Annotated in this window: 18 protein-coding genes; 7 read left to right on the forward strand and 11 right to left on the reverse strand. The window is 64.7% G+C overall.

The window, feature by feature from the left end; genetic code table 11:
* Window positions 1-268 precede the first annotated feature (268 nt).
* Window positions 269-1885, forward strand: coding sequence for a phosphoenolpyruvate carboxykinase (locus AB7290_RS03950; protein ID WP_085402640.1), 1617 nt, complete (start codon window positions 269-271; stop codon window positions 1883-1885).
* Window positions 1886-2102: 217 nt separating this feature from the next.
* On the opposite strand, the gene AB7290_RS03955 is transcribed toward AB7290_RS03950, so the two are convergent.
* From AB7290_RS03955 to AB7290_RS03965, 3 genes are all read right to left on the reverse strand, one after another.
* Window positions 2103-2918 (reverse strand): acyl-CoA thioesterase, encoded by an 816-nt coding sequence (locus AB7290_RS03955; protein ID WP_085402639.1) that lies wholly within the window; start codon window positions 2916-2918, stop codon window positions 2103-2105.
* 4 nt (window positions 2919-2922) lie between these two features.
* Window positions 2923-3291 (reverse strand): hypothetical protein, encoded by a 369-nt coding sequence (locus tag AB7290_RS03960; protein WP_354115806.1) that lies wholly within the window; start codon window positions 3289-3291, stop codon window positions 2923-2925.
* A 70-nt stretch (window positions 3292-3361) separates the two neighbouring features.
* Window positions 3362-5878, reverse strand: a complete 2517-nt coding sequence (locus tag AB7290_RS03965; protein WP_085402687.1) for a glycogen/starch/alpha-glucan phosphorylase — start codon at window positions 5876-5878, stop codon at window positions 3362-3364.
* Window positions 5879-6083: 205 nt separating this feature from the next.
* Between AB7290_RS03965 and AB7290_RS03970 the strand changes: the two genes are divergently transcribed.
* Entirely contained in the window at window positions 6084-6317 is a 234-nt protein-coding gene (locus tag AB7290_RS03970; protein WP_085402638.1) for a hypothetical protein, read from the forward strand.
* Window positions 6318-6344: 27 nt separating this feature from the next.
* On the opposite strand, the gene AB7290_RS03975 is transcribed toward AB7290_RS03970, so the two are convergent.
* From AB7290_RS03975 to AB7290_RS03985, 3 genes are all read right to left on the reverse strand, one after another.
* Window positions 6345-6911, reverse strand: coding sequence for a PAN domain-containing protein (locus AB7290_RS03975; protein WP_063980748.1), 567 nt, complete (start codon window positions 6909-6911; stop codon window positions 6345-6347).
* Window positions 6912-7023: 112 nt separating this feature from the next.
* Window positions 7024-8394 (reverse strand): glutamate--cysteine ligase, encoded by a 1371-nt coding sequence (locus AB7290_RS03980; protein WP_038933719.1) that lies wholly within the window; start codon window positions 8392-8394, stop codon window positions 7024-7026.
* A gap of 101 nt (window positions 8395-8495) precedes the next feature.
* Entirely contained in the window at window positions 8496-8990 is a 495-nt protein-coding gene (locus tag AB7290_RS03985; protein WP_014498535.1) for a MarR family winged helix-turn-helix transcriptional regulator, read from the reverse strand.
* 127 nt (window positions 8991-9117) lie between these two features.
* On the opposite strand from AB7290_RS03985, the gene gstA reads away from it, so the two are divergent.
* From gstA to AB7290_RS04000, 3 genes are all read left to right on the forward strand, one after another.
* Complete coding sequence (gene gstA / locus AB7290_RS03990; RefSeq protein WP_071916910.1) at window positions 9118-9732, forward strand: glutathione transferase GstA; 615 nt, start codon at window positions 9118-9120, stop codon at window positions 9730-9732.
* 119 nt (window positions 9733-9851) lie between these two features.
* Window positions 9852-10196 (forward strand): hypothetical protein, encoded by a 345-nt coding sequence (locus tag AB7290_RS03995; protein ID WP_085402637.1) that lies wholly within the window; start codon window positions 9852-9854, stop codon window positions 10194-10196.
* Window positions 10197-10395: 199 nt separating this feature from the next.
* The gene (locus tag AB7290_RS04000) at window positions 10396-10704 is read left to right on the forward strand and encodes a hypothetical protein (RefSeq protein WP_085402636.1); all 309 of its coding nucleotides are present in this window, start codon (window positions 10396-10398) and stop codon (window positions 10702-10704) included.
* 450 nt (window positions 10705-11154) lie between these two features.
* Here the strand turns inward: AB7290_RS04000 and AB7290_RS04005 are convergent, their stop codons facing one another.
* The 4 genes from AB7290_RS04005 to AB7290_RS04020 all read right to left on the reverse strand — a co-directional run bounded on the left by AB7290_RS04005 (window position 11155) and on the right by AB7290_RS04020 (window position 17009).
* The gene (locus AB7290_RS04005) at window positions 11155-13368 is read right to left on the reverse strand and encodes an FAD-dependent oxidoreductase (RefSeq protein ID WP_085402635.1); all 2214 of its coding nucleotides are present in this window, start codon (window positions 13366-13368) and stop codon (window positions 11155-11157) included.
* A 145-nt stretch (window positions 13369-13513) separates the two neighbouring features.
* Window positions 13514-14722 (reverse strand): acetyl-CoA C-acetyltransferase, encoded by a 1209-nt coding sequence (locus AB7290_RS04010; protein WP_085402634.1) that lies wholly within the window; start codon window positions 14720-14722, stop codon window positions 13514-13516.
* A 69-nt stretch (window positions 14723-14791) separates the two neighbouring features.
* Complete coding sequence (locus tag AB7290_RS04015) at window positions 14792-16582, reverse strand: acyl-CoA dehydrogenase C-terminal domain-containing protein (protein ID WP_085402633.1); 1791 nt, start codon at window positions 16580-16582, stop codon at window positions 14792-14794.
* A gap of 40 nt (window positions 16583-16622) precedes the next feature.
* Window positions 16623-17009, reverse strand: a complete 387-nt coding sequence (locus AB7290_RS04020) for a nuclear transport factor 2 family protein (RefSeq protein WP_028151642.1) — start codon at window positions 17007-17009, stop codon at window positions 16623-16625.
* 195 nt (window positions 17010-17204) lie between these two features.
* Between AB7290_RS04020 and AB7290_RS04025 the strand changes: the two genes are divergently transcribed.
* Window positions 17205-17795, forward strand: coding sequence for a PadR family transcriptional regulator (locus AB7290_RS04025; RefSeq protein ID WP_085402632.1), 591 nt, complete (start codon window positions 17205-17207; stop codon window positions 17793-17795).
* A 12-nt stretch (window positions 17796-17807) separates the two neighbouring features.
* On the opposite strand, the gene AB7290_RS04030 is transcribed toward AB7290_RS04025, so the two are convergent.
* On the reverse strand, window positions 17808-18557 hold the full coding sequence (locus AB7290_RS04030) for an outer membrane protein (protein ID WP_161495873.1): 750 nt from the start codon (window positions 18555-18557) through the stop codon (window positions 17808-17810).
* Between the two features lie 319 nt (window positions 18558-18876).
* Here AB7290_RS04030 and AB7290_RS04035 point away from each other — a divergent pair, with 319 nt between their 5' ends.
* The gene (locus AB7290_RS04035) at window positions 18877-22389 is read left to right on the forward strand and encodes a tetratricopeptide repeat protein (RefSeq protein ID WP_167768153.1); all 3513 of its coding nucleotides are present in this window, start codon (window positions 18877-18879) and stop codon (window positions 22387-22389) included.
* The last annotated feature ends 216 nt before the right edge of the window (window positions 22390-22605 follow it).

A 22605-nucleotide genomic window follows, 5' to 3' on the forward strand; every position in this document is an offset into this window, starting at 1 on the left:
GTGCGTCGCAATAACCAGAGGAAACGCCGAATTGCGCATTTGGTTGCGCGATCATTCGTGTTTTTTTGATACGCTCGCTCAGAGCTGACATGCGCGGCATTTGGCGCGGTCCTTGAATAAACCAAATCCTGCGAGATCGGCTTGGCAACGCCAGCGTTCACCATTATTACGTCGTTCAACCGAGGCCGGACGGCCTATAATTCACGGTGACTGCGATGGCGCCAAAGCTTGATCGCGCTGAGTGTCGCGGGTTCTAGGAGGATTTTTCGTGCAAGAGACGGGCGTGCGCAACGGTGCCTTCGGTGCCGACAAATTCGGCTTAAAGAATCTCAAACGGGTTCACTGGAACCTCGGCGCGCCGCAACTCTATCAATACTCACTTTCTGCGGGCGAGGCGGTGCTGTCGGCAGACGGTTCGCTTTGCGCCGACACCGGTGAGTTCACCGGCCGCAGCCCGAAGGACAAGTTCACGGTGCGTGACGCCACCACCGACAAGAAGATGTGGTGGGCCGGCAACCAGTCGATCACCGCCGAGCAGTTCGAGGCGCTCTACCAGGACTTCCTCAAGCACGCTGAAGGCAAGAGCCTGTTCGCGCAGGACCTCTATGGCGGCGCCGATCCGGCCTACCGGATCAAGACCCGCGTGTTCACCGAGCTCGCCTGGCACTCGCTGTTCATCCGTACGCTGCTGATCCGCCCCGAGGCGGTCGAGCTGCCGAGCTTCACGCCGGAGCTCACCATCATCGACATGCCGAGCTTCCGCGCCGATCCCAAACGCCACGGCTGCAAGTCGGAGAACGTCGTCGCGATCGATTTCGCCCGCAAGATCGTCCTGATCGGCGGGTCCTATTATGCCGGCGAGATGAAGAAGTCCGTCTTCACCACGCTGAACTACTATCTGCCCGAGCGCGGCGTGATGCCGATGCACTGCTCGGCCAATGTCGGCGCCAATGGCGATACCGCGATCTTCTTCGGGCTATCAGGCACCGGCAAGACCACGCTGTCGGCCGATCCGAACCGCACGCTGATCGGTGACGACGAGCATGGCTGGGGCCCGAACGGCGTCTTCAACTTCGAGGGCGGCTGCTACGCCAAGTGCATCAAGCTCTCGCAGGAAGCCGAGCCCGAGATCTATGCGGCGTCGACGCGCTTCGGCGCGGTGCTCGAGAACTGCGTGCTCGACGAAGACACCCGAATCGTCGATTTCGACGACGGCTCCAAGACCGAGAACACGCGCTCCGCATACCCGCTCGACTTCATCCCGAACGCTTCGCGCACCGGCCGCGCGCCGCAGCCGAAGAACGTGGTGATGCTGGCAGCCGACGCCTTCGGCGTGCTGCCGCCGATCGCAAAGCTTTCGCCGGCGCAGGCGATGTATCACTTCCTGTCCGGCTACACCGCCAAGGTTGCCGGTACCGAGCGCGGTCTCGGCAACGAGCCGCAGCCGGAATTCTCCACCTGCTTCGGTTCTCCCTTCCTGCCGCTCGACCCCAGCGTCTATGGCAACATGCTGCGCGACCTCATCGCCCAGCACAATGTCGATTGCTGGCTGGTCAACACCGGCTGGACCGGCGGCAAGTATGGCACAGGCTCGCGCATGCCGATCAAGGTGACGCGCGCGCTGCTCACCGCCGCGCTCGACGGCTCGCTTCGCAACGTCGAATTCCGCACCGACAAATATTTCGGCTTCGCGGTCCCGACCGCGCTGCCGGGCGTGCCGGCCGAGATCCTGAACCCGGTCAACACCTGGAAGGACAAGGACGAGTTCGACAAGACCGCCCGAGCGCTGGTCGGCATGTTCCAGAAGAACTTTGCCAAGTTCGAAGCCCAGGTCGACGCCGAAGTGCGCGCAGCCGCGCCGGACGTGAAGCTCGCGGCGGAGTAATCGCTCGCTCTGTCTTCAAGGCAAAAGGGCGGCCGCGAGGCCGCCCTTTTTGTTTCTTCCTCCTCCCCTTGTGGGAGAAGGTGGCGCGAAGCGCCGGATGAGGGGTTGTATCCGCGCGTTCAACTGCAAGAGAAGCGCTCGCGGAGAGAGACCCCTCACCCGTCTCGTCGCTTCGCGACGAGCCACCCTCTCCCACAAGGGGAGAGGGGAAGAGCATCTACGCCTTGAAATACGCAATCTGCGTCGTGGTCGCGAGCAGCCTGCCGTTCGGCGACCACAGCTCGGCGTTCTGATCGGCATAGCTCTTGTGCATGATCTTCGAATCGGCCGTCGCGAGCACGCGCGTGATGTCCTCGGCGGCGAGCTCCTCGCTGCCGGTGTGAAAATACGTCGTCAGCGACACCGTGCCGAACGGCACCAGCTCGCGCCTGGCGTGGAAGATGCGGCCGAAGAAGGCGTCCGACATCGACATCAGCGACAGCATGTCGAGCTTGCGCGGCGTGCGGTCGCCGATCCAGAGCTTGGAATAGGTGCTGGCGAGCTCGGTCTGCGGTGGGCCGATCCGCATCTCGCCCTCGACGAAGCGGAATTCATACTGGTTGGCCCAGGACGCCGAGATCTTTGGGAATGGCAGCGTTGCCTCGAACGCCGTGGCGTTCGGATATTGCGCCACCCTGTGCTCCCAGGACGGCCGGCGCTCGGCGAATACGGCGGTGGCTAGCGTTGCGACCTCTGCGCCGTCCTGCGACAGTTCGACGCTCCAATGCTGGCTGGAGCGATTGGCCTTCACCAGCCGCACGTCCAGATCGAACGGCCCCTTGGCGATCGGCGCGCAATAATTGACGGTCAGCGCCAGCGGATCGCCGGCGCGCTGCGGATGGTCGATCAGCGCACGCAGGATCGTCGCGGCCGTGGCGCCGCCGAACGGGCCGACAAACGCCCAGTAGTCGTCGCTGGTGTGCCCCTGCCAGCTGGAGTCACCGGCGCTGATGCGGGTGGCGTCGTCGAACGGGTGCGGGAGCTTGGCGTGCATGGGATTAGACCTCTACTGAGCTTCCGTCCCAACGACGAAACTCCATCGTCTCATCACCAGGGCCATATTGCTGCGAACTCAAAACATCGTCTGCCGGATTATCTGTGACCCAGGCATCCGCGACGGAGCCTCCTATGCGCTTCAGCGCAATGATACTCTTGCCGCTGATCAGATCGGCGACGAAGTCGCCGATGGCAGCTTCCTCGTCCTTGCCTGAAAGACTGGCAAGGATGCTGCCGTGCGTGTGCCAGGAGAATCCGTCGAACCCCAGCGTCCAGTCCCCGTCGGGACATATGACCAGCAATCGAAGCTGCCCATCCGGGCTCGTATACTCGCCGACAGGCACGATCGACTCCGGCCAGAAAAAGCTCAAGCCGTAATATGATGCCTATCCTGCCAAATCAATAACCTCGCAGGTATCGCCGATTTCACGTTGCGGAAAATCAGCCCGCGACGTCGCGCAGATCCGGCAGCAGCGGCGTGGTCGGATTGACCGGCACGTTCCAGATCTCCTCGGCATATTCGCGGATGGTGCGGTCCGAGGAGAACCAGGCCATGCGCGCGACATTGAGGATGGAGGCGCGCGTCCAGGCCGGCGCCACCTGCCAGCGTGCGTCGACGCTGCGCTGCGCTTCGTAATAGGAATCGAAATCGGCGCTGACCATGTAGTGGTCGAGATAGCGCAGCGCGTGCGCGATTGATTCGAAGCGGCCGGGATCGCCGGGCGAGAACTCGCCGGTGCCGATCGCGTTGATGGCGCGCTGGAGCTTTGGCGAATTGCGGATCACGTCGGAGGCATCCAGCCCCTGCTTGCGGCGGATCATCACGTCGCCGGCCTCCATGCCGAAGATCGCGATGTTCTCCGCGCCGACATGGTCGCGGATCTCGATGTTGGCGCCGTCGAGCGTGCCGATGGTGAGAGCGCCGTTCAGTGACAGCTTCATGTTGCCGGTGCCGGAGGCCTCCATGCCGGCGGTCGAGATCTGCTCGGACAAATCGGCCGCGGGAATGATCACCTCCGCAAGGCTGACATTGTAGTCGGGCAGGAAGACGACCTTGAGCTTGCCGCCGATCGCGGGATCGTTGTTGACGACCTCTGCGACGTCGTTGACCAGCTTGATGATCAATTTTGCGTAGCGGTAGCTCGCCGCCGCCTTGCCGGCGAAGATCTTCACCCGCGGCACCCAGTTGCCGTTGGGATCGTCCTTCATCGCCTGGTACAGCGCCACCGTCTCGATGATGTTGAGGAGCTGGCGCTTGTATTCGTGAATGCGCTTGATCTGCACGTCGAACAGCGCGGTCGGATCGACCTTGATGCCGAGCCGCTCGCCGATCAGGCGCGCCAGCGCGGTCTTGTTGTGAAGCTTGACGCTGCGGAACTTCTTCTGGAATTCGACGTCGCTGGCGCGGGTTTCGATCAGGCTGAGCTGGGTCGGATCGTCGAGCACGGCTTCGCCGCAGGTCTCGCGCAGCAGGTCGGTCAGCTTCGGATTCGCCAGCATCAGCCAGCGGCGGAAGGTGATGCCGTTGGTCTTGTTGGTGATGCGGCCGGGATAGAGATGGTTGAGATCGTGGAACACGGTCTCGCGCATCAGGTCCGAATGCATCGCCGAGACACCGTTGATGCGGTGCGAGCCGACGAAGGCGAGCTGGCCCATGCGCACGCGGCGTCCGCTCCTCTCGTCGATCAGCGAAACCGAGGCACGGAAATCGATGTCGCCGGGCGCGCGCGCTTCGGCCAGCGCGAGATGCTGCACGTTGATGCGGTAGATGATCTCGAGATGGCGCGGCAATAGCTGCTCGAACAGCTCGACCGGCCAGGTCTCCAGCGCCTCGGGCAACAGCGTGTGGTTGGTGTAGGACAGCGTCGCGACCGTGATCTTCCAGGCCTCGTCCCAGCGGAAATTGTGCAGGTCGACCAGGATGCGCATCAGCTCGGTGACGGCGAGGCTCGGATGCGTGTCGTTGAGCTGGACCGCGACCTTCATCGCGAGGCTGCGAAGCTGGCCGTCGGAGGTCAGGTGGCGATTGACCAGGTCCTGCAGCGAGGCGGAGACGAAGAAATACTCCTGGCGCAGCCGCAGCTCGCGGCCCGCCGGGCTCTCGTCGTTCGGATAGAGGAATTTGCAGATCGCTTCCGCGCGCGACTGTTCGGCGCTGGCGCTGACATAGTCGCCCTTGTTGAAGGCATCGAGCTTCAACGGATCGGGCGAGCGTGCCGACCACAGGCGGAGCGCGTTGACGTGCTGGCCGCGCCAGCCGACAATCGGCGTGTCATAGGCGATCGCCTGCACGGTCTCGGCGGGATGCCAGATCGCTCGGTCGCGGCCCTTGTCGTCGACATGCTCGACGCCACCGCCGAAATGGACGTGATAGATCACCTCGGGCCGCTGCAATTCCCAGGGATTGCCGAAGCTCAGCCATTCGTCCGGATATTCCTGCTGCCAGCCCTGATTGATGATCTGGCGGAACAGGCCATAATCGTAGCGGATGCCGTAGCCGATCGCGGGGATCGAGAGCGTGGCCATGCTCTCCATGAAGCAGGCGGCGAGCCGCCCCAGGCCGCCATTGCCGAGCGCGGCATCCGGCTCGCATTTGCGGAGCTCAGGCAGCGATACGCCGAGATCGCCGAGCGCGACCTCGAAGATCTTGAGCAGCCCCATGTTGTTGAGCGCGTCGGTGAAGAGACGGCCGATCAGGAATTCGAGCGAGAGATAATAGACGCGCTTGCTTCCCGCATCGTAGCTGTGCTTCTCGGCCGTGAGCCAGCGATGCACGATGCGGTCGCGCAGCGCGAGCGCTGCGGCCTGGTACCAGTCGTGCTTGGTGGCCATGCCCGCATCCTTGCCGATGGCAAGGCGCAGCTTCGCCAGGATCGCGCCCTTGACGTCAGCCAGCGCGAGCTCGTCGATGGGCTGGCTGGAGGCCGGCAAACTTGGCTGGAACGATTGATCTTGCAAGGCCGTCACTTCCTGGTCGCGAGAACACCACTAACTCTACGCGTCTTGCCCCTGCACCGGAACCATCGCTGGCGCGGCCGTGCACTGCGCTGGCGTAAATTTATGCAAGGAACGGGCCGATTTGGGAACCCGGAAGCGTACGGAGAGATGCGGATTCGGTGCTAGATTGAGGGCAGATTCAGCCATCAGTGTGGAGGAAACGTCCATGAGACTGCTGATCGAAATCGCCGCCGCGGCCTTCCTCGTCGTCTGCATCACCGCCTCCAGCGCCGCCTTTGCCGCCGGCAAGACGGGTCGCAGTGCCGACGGCCTGAGCTGCGGCTTCAGCGGTCCGGAAAATGCGTCTCCCGCGGTGCGCTGCGCCGCCATCAAGCGCCAATGCGGCGGCAAGTTCTACGCGAATGCGTGCGGGGACAGGCTGGTGTCGGCGGCGAATTGAGGAGCGGGTCACCGGATTCGCAGCGCGCTATCTGACCACGCCCGACGTGAAGCCCGCCTTGCGGCGCGGCGGCTTGATTTCCTTTTTCAGGAAGCAGCGCGCTTCACGCCCGGTGTAGCCGGGACGGGCATAGGTGAAGGCGCGGCACTTGTTGTCGGCGATGCAGGCGGCCTTGCAGGCCTCTTCGCCTTCGCCGTCCTTGATCTCGAAATTGCGCAAGTCGCCGCCGGGGCGGTCGATCGACGTTTCAACGCCTTCGATCCGCGGCTCGATCACGCCGGCGCCACGCACACCGGAGATGCAGCAGCTGCCCGGGACACGCGGCGGCACCGTGTTCTTGAGCCAGCACACAGCCGAGCCGCCTTCGACGTCGGGATAGTTGAAGCTCCAGGAGCGGCAGCGGCGGTCACGCTCACACTGCAGCGCGCAATCCTCGGGGTCACCTGACGTCACCGGCGAGCTGAAATAGTCGCCGCCGGGCCGGTCGAACGCCGTCTGGGCGCGCGCAGGCGCGCTCGCAAACACGAGCGCAAGCAACGTGGCGCAGGCCACGACGCTTGCCATGACGGCCCCACGCAGGCGGCCCTTCCCCATCGGAACAGCTTTCGAGTTATTGACGGCGCTCAGGTTTTTTCAGCCGGTCATTTGATCGCCGCAAACCTGTATGGGCGATGAACGGCTCAGGTCCTGGTCGTCGGCCTCTGGCCTAGAACGCGTATTCCGCGTAGGCCGGTTCCACGGAGCCGTTCCAGGCGCCGTTGAACTTCTCCAGCATCTCCTCGGCCGGGGTCCGGCCGGAATCGATGATGCGATCGAGCGGCTCCAGATGCCGGGTTTCGTCGCGGCCGAGCTGGTCGATCCGGCCGCGGCGGCGCAGGCCGGCATGGGCCAGAACGAGGCATTCCTTGGCGATCTCGAACAGATAGCGGTCCTTGATCCGTGCCTTGAAGCCGAACCGCGGCACGTCGTCGCGCAGGGCCTGGCGCTCATGCGCGGTCCAGTGCTTCACGAGGTCCCAGGCGGCATCGAGCGACACATCGTCGTAGAGCAGCCCGGCCCAGAACGCCGACAGCGCCGGCAGGCGGCCCCACGGGCCGCCATCGGAGCCGCGCATCTCGAGATAGCGCTTGAGGCGCACCTCCGGGAAGATCGTCGAAAGATGGTTGGCCCAGTCCGACAGCGTCGGACGTTCGCCGGGCAGATTGTTGTTGCGGCCATCGAAGAAGGCGCGGAACGAGGAGCCCGAGACGTCGATGTAATCCTCGTCGCGCTTGACGAAATACATGGGCACGTCGAGCGCGTAGTCGACATAGCGCTCGAAACCCATGCCGTCCTCGAATGCCCACGGCATCATGCCCGAACGCGCATTGTCGGTGTCGCGCCAGATCTCGGAGCGGAACGACAGGAAGCCGTTCGGCTTGCCCTCGGTGAACGGCGAATTGGCAAACAGCGCGGTCGCGACCGGCTGCAGCGCGAGCGAGACGCGCAGCTTCTTGACCATGTCGGCTTCGGAGGAGAAGTCGAGATTGGTCTGCACGGTGCAGGTCCGGTACATCATGTCGAGGCCGTATTGGCCGACCTTCGGCATGTAATTGGTCATGATCTTGTAGCGGCCCTTGGGCATCACCGGGATGTCGGCGCGCGACCAGGACGGCGTCATGCCGAGCCCGAGGAAGCCGATGCCGAGCGGGGTCGCGATCTCGCGCACCTGCGCCAGATGCGCCATCAGCTCGCTCTGGGTCTGGTGCACGTTCTCGACCGGCGCGCCGGAGAGCTCGAACTGTCCGCCGGGCTCGAGCGAGATGGCGCCGCCACCGGTGACGTCGTAGAGGCCGATGATGTTGCCCTTCTCCATGATCGGCTCCCAGCCGAGCAGGAGCTTCATGCCTTCGAGCAGCGCGCCGATGCCCCGCGCACCCTCGTAAGGCACCGGACGGTGGCCTTCGAGCGTGAACGGCGTCTTCTCGTGCTCGGTGCCCATGCGGAATTCGGACGGGTCCTTGCAGCCGGCCTCGAACCACGCGACGAGCTCGTCGCGCGACTGCAGCGGCGTCATATCGATCTGGTCTCGCGCCATATCAAACTCTAATCAAAAAGGGCGCTTCGATCGAAGGCGCGCGGGTGACGGGGTGGTCCGCGAACCCAGGGGGTGCACGGACGAGCTGGTGTGCCGCACGATCATCGCGACGGCGTGGTTTCGTTGACGTGGACGGGCGGCAGTTTCATCTCGCCGCACGAGCAGCCGAGACGGTCGAGCAGACCGCTGAGCTTGACGGCATCCGCATCGGACAGTTTCGAGCCGACATATTTTTCGATTGCGGCCGAATAGGCGCCCCACATCCGCTTCTGCAACTCGCGGCCGGCTTCCGTGATCTCCACGAACTGGCCGCGCTTGTCGATCTTGCATTCGCGCCGGGAGGCGAGCCCCTCGTCGACCAGGCGGTCGATCAGGCGCGAAGTGGAGTATTGCGGGATCAGCATCTGCCGCTCGAGTTCCACCGGCCGCAGCTCCCCCGAGGGCGCCCGCGACAATTCGAGCAGCGCGTCGTACCAGGCCAGCGGGGGGAACCCCGCCTTCTTCAAGTCCTGCTCGACGCAATCGAGCACGCGGCTCTGCACCCGCATCAGGCGGATCCAGGCCGAAGTTGCCTCGGTCGATGGTTTGCGTTTCATGGTCCCGCTCAAGCTCGTCGTTCCGTCTCTTACCTCACTCAATGCACCTGCATCAATCTTGACTATTGGATGCAAATGCATGTAGGCGTTCCTTCGCCCCAACCAAGCGTCAAGAGAAAGAAATTCCATGAAACTCTATTACTCGCCCGGCGCCTGCTCCCTGTCCCCCCACATCGCGCTCCTGGAAGCCGGCCTGCCCTATGAGCTGGTCAAGGTCGATATCCGGGCCAAGAAGCTCGAAAATGGTGAGGATTATCTGAAGCTGAACCCGAAGGGCCAGGTCCCTGCGCTGGGCCTCGACAGCGGCGAGATCGTGACCGAAGGCCCGGTCATTGTCCAGATGATCGCCGACCAGGCTTCGGCCAAGGCGCTGGCGCCAGCTCACGGCAGCTCCGAGCGCTACAAGCTGCTCGAATGGCTGAACTTCCTCACCTCGGAGGTGCACAAGAGCTTCGGACCGCTGTTCGCGCCGGCGCTGAACGACGAGGCCAAGGCCTTCTTCAGGGATCGCGTCATGGGCAAGCTGACATACATCGACAGCCAGCTCGCCGGCCGCGACTACCTCATGGGAAAGCAGTTCACGGTGGCCGACGGCTATCTCTTCACGATGCTGACCTGGGGCGATCGGATGAAGTTCGACCTCTCGGCCATGCCGAACCTGACCGCCTACAAGGCTCGCGTCGCGGCGCGGCCGCAGGTGCAGGAGGCGCTGAAGAAGGAAGGCCTTGCGCAGGCGAAGTAAGCGCATCGCAAGATGCAACAATCGAAGGCCGGATCGACGATCCGGCCTTTTTCTTTGTGAACCATTAGATCGGCGGCCACGTCGAAATCGCGGAGCGCCTCCATGAGACAGCCGCCGCCATGAACATGATCGTCCTTATGACCGCCGCGGGCGCGCCGCTCGCGATGCTTGGCTTGTCGACGCCGGACCTGCCGCAGCGCAATTGCATCCTCATGATCCATCCGCAGGTCACCTCGGCCGTGTTCGAGAGCAAGGAAGGAAAAATCGTCTTTCCCGATCGGCCGACCGAATATCCGTGCAGCTATGTCAGGAAGATGGGCGGAACGGACATCGCCTTCACCAACCAGAATGGCTGGCGCTTCGAGGTGCGCATCGGCCGTGGCGATGAAGGCAGCTGGAGAGCGAGTCTTGCCGACGATGCGGTCTCGGGCCGGGCGTTCTCGCCGCTCGGAGACCGCAAATAAGAACGGCCGGATCGTCGATCCGGCCCGTTTTTATTCTGCCCCGAGCGGGGTGGCACGAACCCATCTCGCCGGATCATCGTACCTATCATTAGACTTATGAACTACTGTTCGCCGAATGTAAGTAGTGCTGTCTTGTCAGTACCCGTAAAGCGCGCGAGCTTGGCGGAATTGTTAGAGGATTATTTCATCGGAGTTGAACTTGACGATTGCCTTGGTCCTGATCGTCGCAAGTGCATTGGTGGGAATAGCGACAGGTTATGCTTTCAGGATCTGGGCGCTGATATTGATTGCGCCGGCGATCGCGGTTTTCTCGGCAATCATTCTTCGCGTTTACGAATTCGGCATGATGGCGGGTGTGACCGTCATCGCCATCTGTCTTGCCGCCTGCCAGCTCGCCTACTTCGCGGCGGCCTACCTGCTGCACGCGCGGGCGGTCTCAGCCCATGACGAAGTCGACGGCGAGCCAGGCGAGGGAAGCCAGCATAAAATCCGCCGCCAGCACAAGTAGCGCCAAAGCGGCCCAAAGCATCGGCCCCTTGCGGCGCAGGCGCGCCGGCTTCTGTTGCGGCGAGAGGCGGCGAGTGGCGGGTCCAACAGCATATTTCGCGGTGAGATCGCGACCGAGCGCGGTCTTCCGCAGCACCAAAGAGTTCATCAAGGATACTTTCTTATTTTGTCTTCAACCTGCCGATGGCTCGGCAAGTGTCCCAACCGGATTCGGAACCCTGACCCGGAGCAAGACTAGTGCCAGGGCCGAGCAAAAGAACGGCGCCGCTTCGACACGCCTATGACAATTGCGCGACACCGCGGCAGCGGGGGACTCTGACACGGGTCCTACGCGAATTCTGTGATTGGTTCCACAAGCCGGGAACAAATCTGACGCAACCGTGATGACGTCTCCCCAAACAAAAAGGCCGGATCGACGATCCGGCCTTCTTTCTCAAATGATCTTGGGTGATCAGGCCGCGGCCTTCTTCGGCGCGAAGCGGCCGTAGAAGGTTTCTCCCTTCGCGGCCATCTCCTCGAGAAGCTTCGGCGGGGTGAAGCGCGAGCCGTACTTCGCCTCCAGCTTGTGGCAGAGCTCGACGAATTTCTTCGTTCCCATGAAGTCGATGTAGGACAGCGTGCCGCCGGTGAACGGCGCGAAGCCGAAGCCGAGGATCGAGCCGACATCCGCCTCGCGCGGGTCGGTGATGACGTGGTCCTCGACCGTGCGCGCGGCTTCCACCGCCTGCACCACCAGGAAACGCTGCTTCAGCTCCTCGATGTCGAGCGTGTCAGGGTCGAGCTGCTTCGGCTGCAGCGCCGAGAGGCCCGGCCACAGGCTCTTCTGACCCTTGCCCTTCTCGGGGTAATCGTAGAAGCCCTTGCTGTTCTTGCGGCCGAGACGGCCCTGCTTCTCGACCATCTCCACCATCAGCTTCTTCTGATCGGGGTTGATGGCGTTCGGGCCGAGATCGGCTTCCGTCGCCTTCATGATCTTGAGCCCGAGGTCGAGTGCGACTTCGTCCGAGAGCGAGAGCGGACCGACCGGCATGCCGGCCATCTTGGCGCAGTTCTCGATCATCGCCGGCGGCACGCCTTCCAGGAACATCTCGTTGCCCTCGGCGACGTAGCGGCCGACGCAGCGATTGGCGAAGAAGCCGCGGCTGTCGTTGACGACGATCGGCGTCTTGCCGATCTGCCGGACGTAGTCCAGCGCCGTCGCCAGAGCGAGATCGCCGGTGTTCTTGCCCTTGATGATCTCGACCAGCATCATCTTCTCGACCGGCGAGAAGAAGTGGATGCCGACGAACTTGCCCTGGTCCTTGAAGCCCTCGGCCAGCGAGGTGATCGGCAGCGTCGAGGTGTTCGACGCGAAGATCACGTCCGGCTTCATATACTCCTGCGCCTTCGCGAAGGTATCAGCCTTGACCTTGCGATCCTCGAACACGGCCTCGATGACGAGGTCGACGTCCTTGAGTGCAGCATAATCGGCAGTCGGCGTAATGCGCGCGAGCAGCGCGTCGGCGTCACCGGGCTTGGCGCGGCCCTTCTTGATCTGCTCCTCGATCACCTTCTGCGCATGCGCCTTGCCCTTGTCGGCGCTCTCCTGGTCGCGGTCGATCAGGACGACGTCGAGGCCGGCACGGGCCGAGACGTAGCCGACGCTCGCACCCATGAAGCCGGCGCCGATCACGGCGATCTTCTTCACCTTGGTCGGGGCTACGTCCTTCGGGCGACGCGCGCCCTTGTTCAGCTCCTGCATCGACAGGAACAGGCTGCGGATCATCGCGGCCGCTTCCTTCGAGCGCAGCACCGAGGTGAAGTAGCGCGACTCGACGCGCAGTGCCGCGTCGATCGGCAACTGCAGGCCTTCATAGACGCAGCTCATGATCGCGCGCGCGGCCGGATAATTGTCGTAGGTCTCGCGGCGATAGATCGCGTTGCCCGCCGGGAACATCATCATGCCGGCCTTGGAGAACACCGGACCGCCCGGCAGCTTGAAGCCCTTCTCGTCCCAGGGCGCGACGGCCTTGCCGCCGCCCTTGATCCAGTCCTTCGCTGCCTTAATGAGGTCGGCGGCCGGAACGATGGCGTGAATCAGATTAAGCGCCTTGGCCTTCTCGACCGTGACCGGATCGCCCTTGAGCAGGATCGTCATCGCGTCCTGCGGCGGCACCAGGCGCGGCACGCGCTGCGTGCCGCCGGCGCCGGGGAACAGGCCGACCTTGACCTCGGGCAGGCCGAGGCGCGTCTTGGGATTTTCCGCCGCGACGCGATAGTGGCAGCACAGCGTGATCTCGAAACCGCCGCCGAGCGCGAGGCCGTTGATCGCGGCCGCCCACGGCTTGCCGGAGGTCTCGATCGAACGCAGCACCTGCGAGAAGCGCCGGCTCTGGTCGAACAGCATCTGGTTTGCGGCGGTCTCGTCCTGCTCCTTCAAGACCTTGGCGTAGGCCTGGTTCATGCCCTCGAGCATCGACAGGTCGGCGCCGGCGCAGAACGCCTCCTTGGCGGAGGTGATGACGACGCCCTTCACGGCGGCGTCGGCCGTGGTTTCCTTGACGATCGCATCGAGCTCGCTGGTCGAGGTCTCGTCGAGCACGTTCATCGAACGGCCCGGGATGTCCCAGGTGACGAGCGCGATGCCGTCGGAATCGGTCTCAACCTTGAAGTTCTTGTAAGCCATGTTGGTTGCTCCTCGGTGCCGCAGCCAATCTCAGGCGCGGCGGTTGACTTGAGATCTCGTAGGGTGGGCAAAGGCGCTCTTGCGCCGTGCCCACCATCCTTCGCGGAGACAGCAATGGTGGGCACGCCCACCCGACGGCAGCTCGTTAGACCCGCTCGATGATGGTCGCGGTGCCCATGCCGCCGCCGATGCACAGCGTCACCAAGGCGGTCGCCTTGTTGGTGCGCTCGAGCTCGTCGAGCACGGTGCCCAAAATCATCGCGCCGGTGGCGCCAAGCGGATGGCCGAGTGCGATCGCGCCGCCATTGACGTTGATCTTGGCGTTGTCGATGTCGAAGGCCTGGATGTAGCGCAGCACGACGGAAGCGAAGGCTTCGTTGAGCTCGAACAGGTCGATGTCCGACTTCTTCATGCCCGAACGCGCGAACAGCTTCTCGGTGACGTCGACCGGACCGGTCAGCATCATCGCCGGCTCGGAGCCGACATTGGCGAAGGCGCGGATCTTTGCGCGCGGCTTCAGGCCGTACTTGCTACCCGCTTCCTTGCTGCCGAGCAGGACGGCGCCGGCGCCGTCGACGATGCCCGACGAGTTGCCGGCGTGGTGCACGTAGTTCACGCGCTCGATTTCTGGGTGCGACTGCACCGCGACGCCGTCAAAGCCGCCCATCTGCGCCATCATCGTGAACGACGGCTGAAGCTGTGCCAGCGACTGCATCGTCGTCGAGGGCCGCATGTGCTCGTCCTTGGCGAGGATGGTGAGGCCATTGATGTCCTTCACCGGCACGACGGACCTGTTGAAACGGCCCTCGTCCCAGGCCTTGGCGGCGCGCTGCTGGCTCTGCACGGCATAGGCGTCGACGTCGTCGCGCGAGAAGCCGTATTTCGTGGCGATCAGATCGGCCGAGACGCCCTGCGGCATGAAGTAGGCCGGCACCGCCATCGACGGGTCCATCGGCCAGGCGCCACCGGAGGCGCCGATGCCGACGCGGCTCATGGATTCGGCGCCGCCACCGATCACCAACTCATGCTGGCCGCTCATCACCTGGGCTGCGGCAAAATTCACGGCGTCGAGGCCGGAAGCACAGAAGCGGCTGATCTGTACGCCGGGCACGGCTTCGCCGAGGCCGGCCTTGAGCGCGGCGAAGCGCGCGATGTCGCTGCCAGCTTCGCCGACGGGGTCGACCACGCCGAGCACGACGTCGTCGACGGAATCTTCCGGCAAATTGTTGCGGTCCTTCAGCGCCTTCAGTGGCACGGTGGCGAGCGCGAGCGCCGTCACCTCATGCAGCGCGCCGTCTGCCTTGCCGCGGCCGCGCGGGGTTCGGACGTGGTCGTAAATATAGGCATCTGCCATGGGAGCCTCCTGATTGCAGTTATTGGTTACGACCGCGGCGCGGTCGGATCATTGGCGAAGCGGGAAGCCTCAGAAAGCTTCCGCCGGCAGTTCCATGATGGTGGCGCAGCCGGCCTGGATGCGCGCGAGATTGGCGGCGGTCTCCGGCAGCATGCGCTCCATGAAGAAGCGGCCGGTGACGAGCTTGGTCGAGAGATAGGGCGTCGCTCCGCTCGCGGCAATCTTCGCCTGCGTCACCTTGGCCATCTTCGCCCACATGTAGCCGAGCGCGACGAAGCCGAAGAGATGCAGGTAATCGGTTGCGGCAGCGCCCGCATTGTCCGGCTTCGCCATCGCGTTCTGCATTAGCCAGGTCGTGGCCTGCTGGAGATGGCCGAGCGAGGCCGAGAGCGGGGTGATGAAAGGCTTCAGCGCCTCGTCGCCGCCGTTCTCCTTGGCGAAGGCCATGACCTCGCCGAAGAAGGCCATGATGGCACGGCCGCCGTCGCGCGGCAGCTTGCGGCCGACGAGGTCGAGCGCCTGGATGCCGTTGGCGCCTTCATAGATCATGGCGATGCGGGCATCGCGCACGAACTGCTCCATGCCCTGCTCGGCGATGTAGCCGTGGCCGCCATACATCTGCTGCGCCTGCACCGCGTTGGCAAAGCCGTAATCGGTGAGGAAGCCCTTCAGCACCGGCGTCATCAGGCCCATGTGGTCGTCGGCGGCCTGGCGGTCCTTCGGGTCCTCGGAGCGATGGGCGACGTCGCTCTTCAGCGCGGTCCACATCACGAAGGCGCGCGCCGCCTCGTTGAAGGCGCGGATCGAGAGCAGCGTGCGGCGTACGTCGGGATGCACGATGATCGGGTCGGCCTGCTTGTCCGGCGCCTTCACGCCGGTCAGCGAACGGCCCTGGATGCGCTCGCGGGCATAGGCGACCGCGTTCTGATAGGCGACCTCGGACTGCGCGAGACCCTGCACGGCGACGCCGAGGCGGGCCTCGTTCATCATCACGAACATGCCCTGCATGCCCTTGTTCTCTTCGCCGATCAGCCAGCCGGTGGCGCTGTCGTAGTTCATCACGCAGGTGGAATTGCCGTGAATGCCCATCTTGTGCTCGATCGAGCCGCACACCACGCCGTTGCGTGCGCCGACCGAACCATCGGCATTGACCAGGAATTTCGGCACCACGAACAGCGACACGCCCTTTATGCCGGCGGGTGCGCCCTCGATGCGGGCGAGCACGAGGTGGATGATGTTGGGGGCAAGGTCATGCTCACCGGCCGAGATGAAGATCTTCGTGCCGGTGATCCTGAAGCTGCCGTCGGGCTGGCGGACCGCCTTGGTGCGGAGCATGCCGAGATCGGTGCCGCAATGCGGCTCGGTCAGGTTCATGGTGCCGGTCCACTCACCCGCCACCATCTTCGGCACGTAGGTCTGCTTCTGCTCGGGCGAGCCGTGCACGATCAGCGCCGCGGTCGCGCCCATGGTGAGGCCGCCATACATCGAGAACGCCATGTTGGCGGAGATCTGGAATTCGTTGACCGCCTGGCTCAGTGTCACCGGCAGGCCCTGGCCGCCGAACTCGGTCGGCGCCGACAGGCCAAGCCAGCCGCCCTCTGCCACTTGCTTGAAAGCGTCCTTGAAGCCCTTCGGCGTGGTGACGCTGCCGTCATCGGCGCGCTTGCAGCCTTCGAGATCGCCGACACGGTTGAGCGGCTGCAGCACTTCTTCCGCAAGCTTCGCGGCTTCGCCGAGAATGGCTTCGCGCACGTCGCTCGACGCATCGGAGAAGCCGGCCAGATTGTCGTAGCGGTCGATCTGGAAGACGTCGTTGAGCAGGAAGTTCACGTCTTCGACGGGGGCTTTATAGATCGGCATGATGGTCTCCCGGCAGGCGGTCTGAAGTGATGATGTTGGCTTATGACTGGGCGGCGGCCAACTGCTCCGCCATCAGGCGGTGCAGCATGTTGATCGCCTTGAGCGGACGCACCATCACCTTGAAATGGGTGATGCGTCCCTCAGCATCGAAGGTGATGATGTCGACACCGTTGATCTCGATGCCGTCGATGACATTCTTGAATTCGAGCACCGCGCCGTTGGCGCTTTTCCACTCGCCGACATAGGTGAAGCCGGGACCGCCGAGCACCTTCTCGGCACTGGCGAGATATTTGAAGGTGATGTCGCGGCCACGCTGCGGCGAATGCACGACGGGGCTTTCGAACACGGCGTCAGGATGGAGCAGGTCCCAGAGCGCGGCGCGGTCGTGGGACTTCATAAAGGCGTACCAGGAGTCGAGGCCGGTCATTCTCAGGTGCCTCCCTTAGTCAAAGGCCTTCTCGATCAAAGGCCTTGGCAAAAACGCGAAAACAACCCCATGCACAGTAGCGCGATGGCCGATAAGGGCGGGTCTGAAGCCCGCCTCATATGCACATTGACGCATATGCACCAATGCGCATAAAGTCAAGTCAATTGGTCGAGACCTCGAAAGGGAGCTGGTGCCATGGCGCTCGGCGACGCAATCCTCGCATGCCTGACCGAACGTCCGATGACGGGCTACGAGCTCGCCAAGACATTCGATTCCTCGATCGGCTTCTTCTGGAAAGCCGACCACCAGCAAATCTACCGCGAGCTCTCCAAGCTGCGCGACCGCGGCTACATCCAGGGCCGCGAGGTCGTGCAATCGGGCAAGCCCAACAAACTGATTTATACGCTGACTCCCGAGGGGCGAACAGCGCTGCGGCACTGGGCCGCGCGGCCGAGCACGCCGCCCTCGATCAAGGACGACCTGCTGGTGCGGCTGCACGCGCTCGACAGCATCGACATCGAGCCCATGCGCACCGATCTGATGGCCCGTCTGGAGCACCATCGCGACCGGCACGAGAATTACGAGCGGATCCTCAAGAAGCGATTTCCGGAGGGCTCGGCGTCGGGCGTGCTCGACCTCGGCAATCTGCTGCTGCTTCAGCTCGGTGCCCGCCACGAGCAGATGGTGGCCGATTTCTGCGAAGAGGCGCTCCAGGCGCTATCGGCGATGAGCGGCAAGAGCACGGTCGTGCCGCTGGAGGACGGCAAGCGCGAGGGGAAGGGCTGAGCCCGCGCAGCCCTAGTACTTCGTGACGACCGGCCTATCCCAGTTGAACCGGACATTGACGCCGGCGCGGACGATGTCGTCCGTCAGCCTGACGTCGCGCGTGACGGCGCCGCTGATCGGCGGATCGACATATCGTTTGCTGCCAAAATCGACGTGCACATATTCGAGCTTGAGGGTCACGGCGCCCCAGGTATCGACATAGGCCGCCCATTCACCACCGAGCCCGGCCGCCAGGCCGGTGCGGGTCTGGGAGCTGGTGACCTGCACCACTTGGTTGGACACGGTGACCTCGGTGCCCGCGAAGGCGATACCGGCCGTGCCATAGATCAGAAACTGATCGAGCGCGTAACCGACACGGCCGCGGAACATATCGATCCATTTTTCCCGCGTGCCGCTCGTCACCCCGACGTTGAAGGGCGGCAGATCCTGCACCTTGCCGTGCTGGTTGGTCCATGACGCGTCGTTCTCGAAGCCGAGCACGGTCTTTTCGATCTGGAAATCGCAGCCGAAGACACCGCCCGCGACGGCAGCACCGCTGAGATTGAAAGTCCCTGTGATCGTTGGCCCGGAGTCGTCGCCAGCGCGCCGGACATGCTCGCTCTTGCCCCAGTTGCCGCCGCCCTGGATGCCGACATAGCAGCTGGTCCAATTGTATCCCGCGGGCGCCGGTGCCTTCACCGCAGGCGCTGCCGCCGGGGCATCGGCGGCAACAGCATGCGATGCCAGTCCGGCCGCCATCGCGGCCACGAGCAACCTTTTCATGTCAGCCAACAATCCAGTCAGGCAAGAACCCGCCCGTGGATCGGGCCGCTCTCTATCCATTGAGACGTGCGGATCGGGCGCGTGGCGAAATCTTTGTCGGGACGCAGCTTTGGGGCGGGGCCAACGGCGGCAATCGGGTTCCCGGCGCCCAACTTTAAGACACCGGCAACGCGTTCCTTAACCCGTTATTTACCGTAACAGGAAAAAGTCGGTTTTCGAGGCAGACGACCCGCGCCAAATCCGATTGTCTTCACAACCGGCACGCGTGGGGAGGCTGGAGGCGCCGGGTGGGGCGCCGGAGTCGGAACCGGACAGAGTCATGAATTCGCGCGTATCGTGGAGTGTTGACGGCATCGATCCATCCGTCAGGGAGCGGGCCGAAGCTGCTGCGCGTCGTGCCGGCATGTCACTCAACGATTGGCTGAACTCCACGCTCGGCGAGACGGCCCCGCCGAATTTTCGCGGACCTTACGATCAACGCCAAGAACAACGTCAAGACCAGCGTCAAGAGCAGCGCCAGGATCAGCGCCCGCAACAGATGCCGAGCCAGGAGAGCCGCGACGTCGCCGATATCCACCAGCGGCTCGACGCGATCACCCAGCAGATCGAACGGATTTCAAAGCCCGCGCCGCGCCAAGATGCTTCACGACAGGACGCGTCGCGACCAGACGTCTCGCGCGAGCAGGGCGTCGCGCGCCAGCTCAACGACGCGATCTCGCGGCTCGATGCGCGGCTGTCGCAAATCTCAAAGCCGCAGCAGCCTCAGCGGCCGGTACCGGCTCCGGCACCCGTCGAGACGCGCCAGCGCCAGGCCGATATGGTCGAGCGCGCGGCCGCACAGGTCTATCGCAATTCACCTCCCTTGAGCCCCGCGTCGTTCGACGTTGCCGTCGCCGAGATCACGGCCCGGCAGAGCGAGCTCGACGGCTTTGCGCCGCGGCAGATACCGCCGCGCGCAGCGCCCTCGATTGCACCGACGGCAGCTCCTTTCGCGCCCCCGATGGCGCCGCCCGCGCCTGCCTATGCCCCGCCGCCCCCGCAGCCGGGGCCGGATTTCTCGTCGCTCGAGCGCCATTTGCTCAAGATCACGAGCCAGATCGAGTCGCTCCAGCGCCCTGACAACACCGAGCAGGCAATCAACGCTTTCCGCAGCGAGCTTGCCGAGATCCGCCACGCCATCACCGAGGCGATGCCGCGCCGTGCGATCGAATCGATCGAGAACGAGATCCGCTCGCTGCACCGTCGCATCGACGAGACCCGCTCGTCCGGGACGGATGGCCAGGTCCTGTCGGGCATCGAGCACGCGCTGTCCGAGATCAAGCAGGTGCTGCGCACGCTGACACCGGCCGAGCAGCTCACCGGTTATGATGAAGCGATCCGCAACCTCGGCGCCAAGCTCGATCTGATCCTGCGCGCCAATGACGACCCGTCGACGGTGCGCCAGCTCGAAGGCGCGATCTCGGCGTTGCGCGGCATCGTCTCCAACGTCGCTTCCAACGAAGCCCTGGCGCGTCTTTCCGACGACGTGCAGCTGCTGTCCTCCAAGGTCGACCAGGTCACCCGCTCGTCCGGCCCCAGCGACAGCTTTGCGGTACTGGAGCAGCGCATCGCGGCGCTCACCGCCGCGCTGGAAACGCGCGAGCGGCCGCAGCCCACCGAGAGCAGCGAGCATCTCGAAGCCGCGATCCGCGCGCTGTCGGACCGTTTCGACCGCATGCAGGTCGGCAACGATTCCGCGTCGACCTTTGCGCATCTCGAACAGCGGGTCTCGTATCTGCTGGAGCGGATCGAAGCTGCCTCCGATCCGCGCAACGGCAATCTAAGCCGCGTCGAGGACGGGCTGCACGACATCCTGCGGCATCTGGAGCGGCAGCAGGCGACCTATTCCGCCCTCGCCGAAAGCCGCAATTCGGCACCATCTGCCGATTCCGGCATGGTCGATCTGGTCAAGCGCGAGCTCTCCGACATCCGCTTCAGCCAGGCCGAGACCAACCGCAGCACCCAGGATTCGCTCGAGGCCGTGCACAGCGCGCTCGGCCATGTCGTCGATCGCCTCTCGATGATCGAGGGTGATCTGCGCGCGGTGCGCACGGCGCCGCCGGCACCCGCGCCGCAGCCGATGCCCAGTTCGACGTCCATGTCGATGCCAATGGCCGCGCCCATGGAGCCCCCGCCTGTCGCGCGCGAGCCGTGGCAGCAGCCGCAGCAGCAGCCGAAATACGATCCGAAGCCGGAGCTGCAGAACCCGGCCGCCGCGCAACAGCCGCCACAGGGCGCCTTCGTCGCCGCGCCGCGCGAATTCCATGCCGCCGCACCGGCCGCGCCGCCGCCGGTGCCAACCGCACCGCCCGTTCCGCCGCGTGCGATCAGCGAGATCCTCGAGCCGCACACGGCGCCCGCGCGCGCCGCGCTCGCACCGGAATTGCCGCCGGACCATCCGCTCGAGCCGGGCACACGGCCGGGCGGCCGCGTCGCCACGCCCTCGGAGCGCATTGCCGCGTCCGAAAGCGCGATCAGCGAAATCCCCGCCGCGCCGAAAGAGCCGGTGTCGTCGTCGAGCTTTATCGCGGCCGCGCGCCGTGCCGCGCAGGCCGCCGCCGCGCAGCCGGAAAAGCCGGCCCGCGGTGCCAAGGCAAGTGCAAAGGCAGCTGCCAAGGCGGCCATCGCAGGCCGCGCCAAGGACACGGGCCAGGAAGGTGGCTCGACCATCACCTCGAAGATCCGCTCGCTGCTGGTCGGCGCCAGCGTGGTCGTGATCGTGCTCGGCACCTTCAAGATGGCGATGAACCTGCTCGATGGCGGCAGCCCGCCGCCGTCACCGCAGGCGATGGAGAATTCGTCGAGCGCGCCCGCGCCGCAGGCTCCTCCGCCGCCGGTCGAGACCAAGCCCGCCACGCCCGAGCAGGTCACGCCGTCGATGACCTCGCCGACGCCGATCGGGAAGCAGTCGCTGAATAATCCCGCGCCGGCTCCCATGGCAGGGGCGGGCAGCTCGGCTTCGGTCGAAATCCCGCCGGTCCCCGCGACGCCACCACCGCCTGCGGCGAGCAACGACGTCACCGGCGCGCTGTCGGGCATGAGCCGCGCGAAGCTTGGCATGATCCAGGTGCCGCCGAGCGAGAAGCTCCCTGACGGCATCGGCGGTCCGGTGCTGCGCACCGCCGCGATGAAGGGCGATGCGACCGCGGCCTACGAGATCGGCGTGCGCTTTGCCGAGGGCAAGGGCGTCGCTGCGAATTACGATGAAGCCGCCAAATGGTACGACCGCGCGGCGCAGGCCGGCGTGGTGCCCGCGACCTTCCGCCTCGGCACGCTCTATGAGAAGGGCCTCGGGGTGAAGAAGGACGCCGACATCGCCCGCCGGTACTACACGCAGGCCGCCGAGCGCGGCAACGCCAAGGCGATGCACAATCTCGCGGTGCTCGACGCCGACGGCGGCGGACGCGGCGCCAATTACAAGAGCGCGGCGCAGTGGTTCCGCAAGGCCGCCGATCGCGGCGTCGCCGACAGCCAGTTCAACCTCGGCATCCTCTATGCCCGCGGCATCGGCGTGGAGCAGAACCTCGCCGAATCCTACAAATGGTTCACTCTCGCAGCCGCCCAGGGTGACGCGGATGCATCCGGCAAGCGCGACGACGTCGCCAAGCGGCTCGATCCGCAGTCGCTCGCCGCCGCCAAGCTCGCGATCCAGACGTTCAGCGCCGAGCCGCAGCCCGACGACGCGGTCAATGTTCCCGCCCCGAACGGCGGCTGGGACAGCGCGCCGCAGGCAAACGCAAAGCCCGCGCCGAAGCCGGTCGCAACCAAGCGCGCGGCGTCAGCGGCGCACTAAAGCGCACTCTCACTCCTCATGGTGAGGAGCGCGCCCTGGCGCGCGTAGCGGACGATGCTTCGCATCGCCGCGAGAACCATGCAGGCCCCCACCACCGATCCGGGCCTCGCCCTTCGAGACGCCTGCTGCGCAGGCTCCTCAGGGTGAGGGGAGACAGCTCGCGCGCCGCATTCACCACGCCCTAAATTCATGGTCCCGCCCGACAACGAATTCCGC

It is taken from the genome of Bradyrhizobium sp. 613_E4_N2_2, from assembly GCF_052075995.1.
Classification (GTDB): domain Bacteria; phylum Pseudomonadota; class Alphaproteobacteria; order Rhizobiales; family Xanthobacteraceae; genus Bradyrhizobium; species Bradyrhizobium barranii.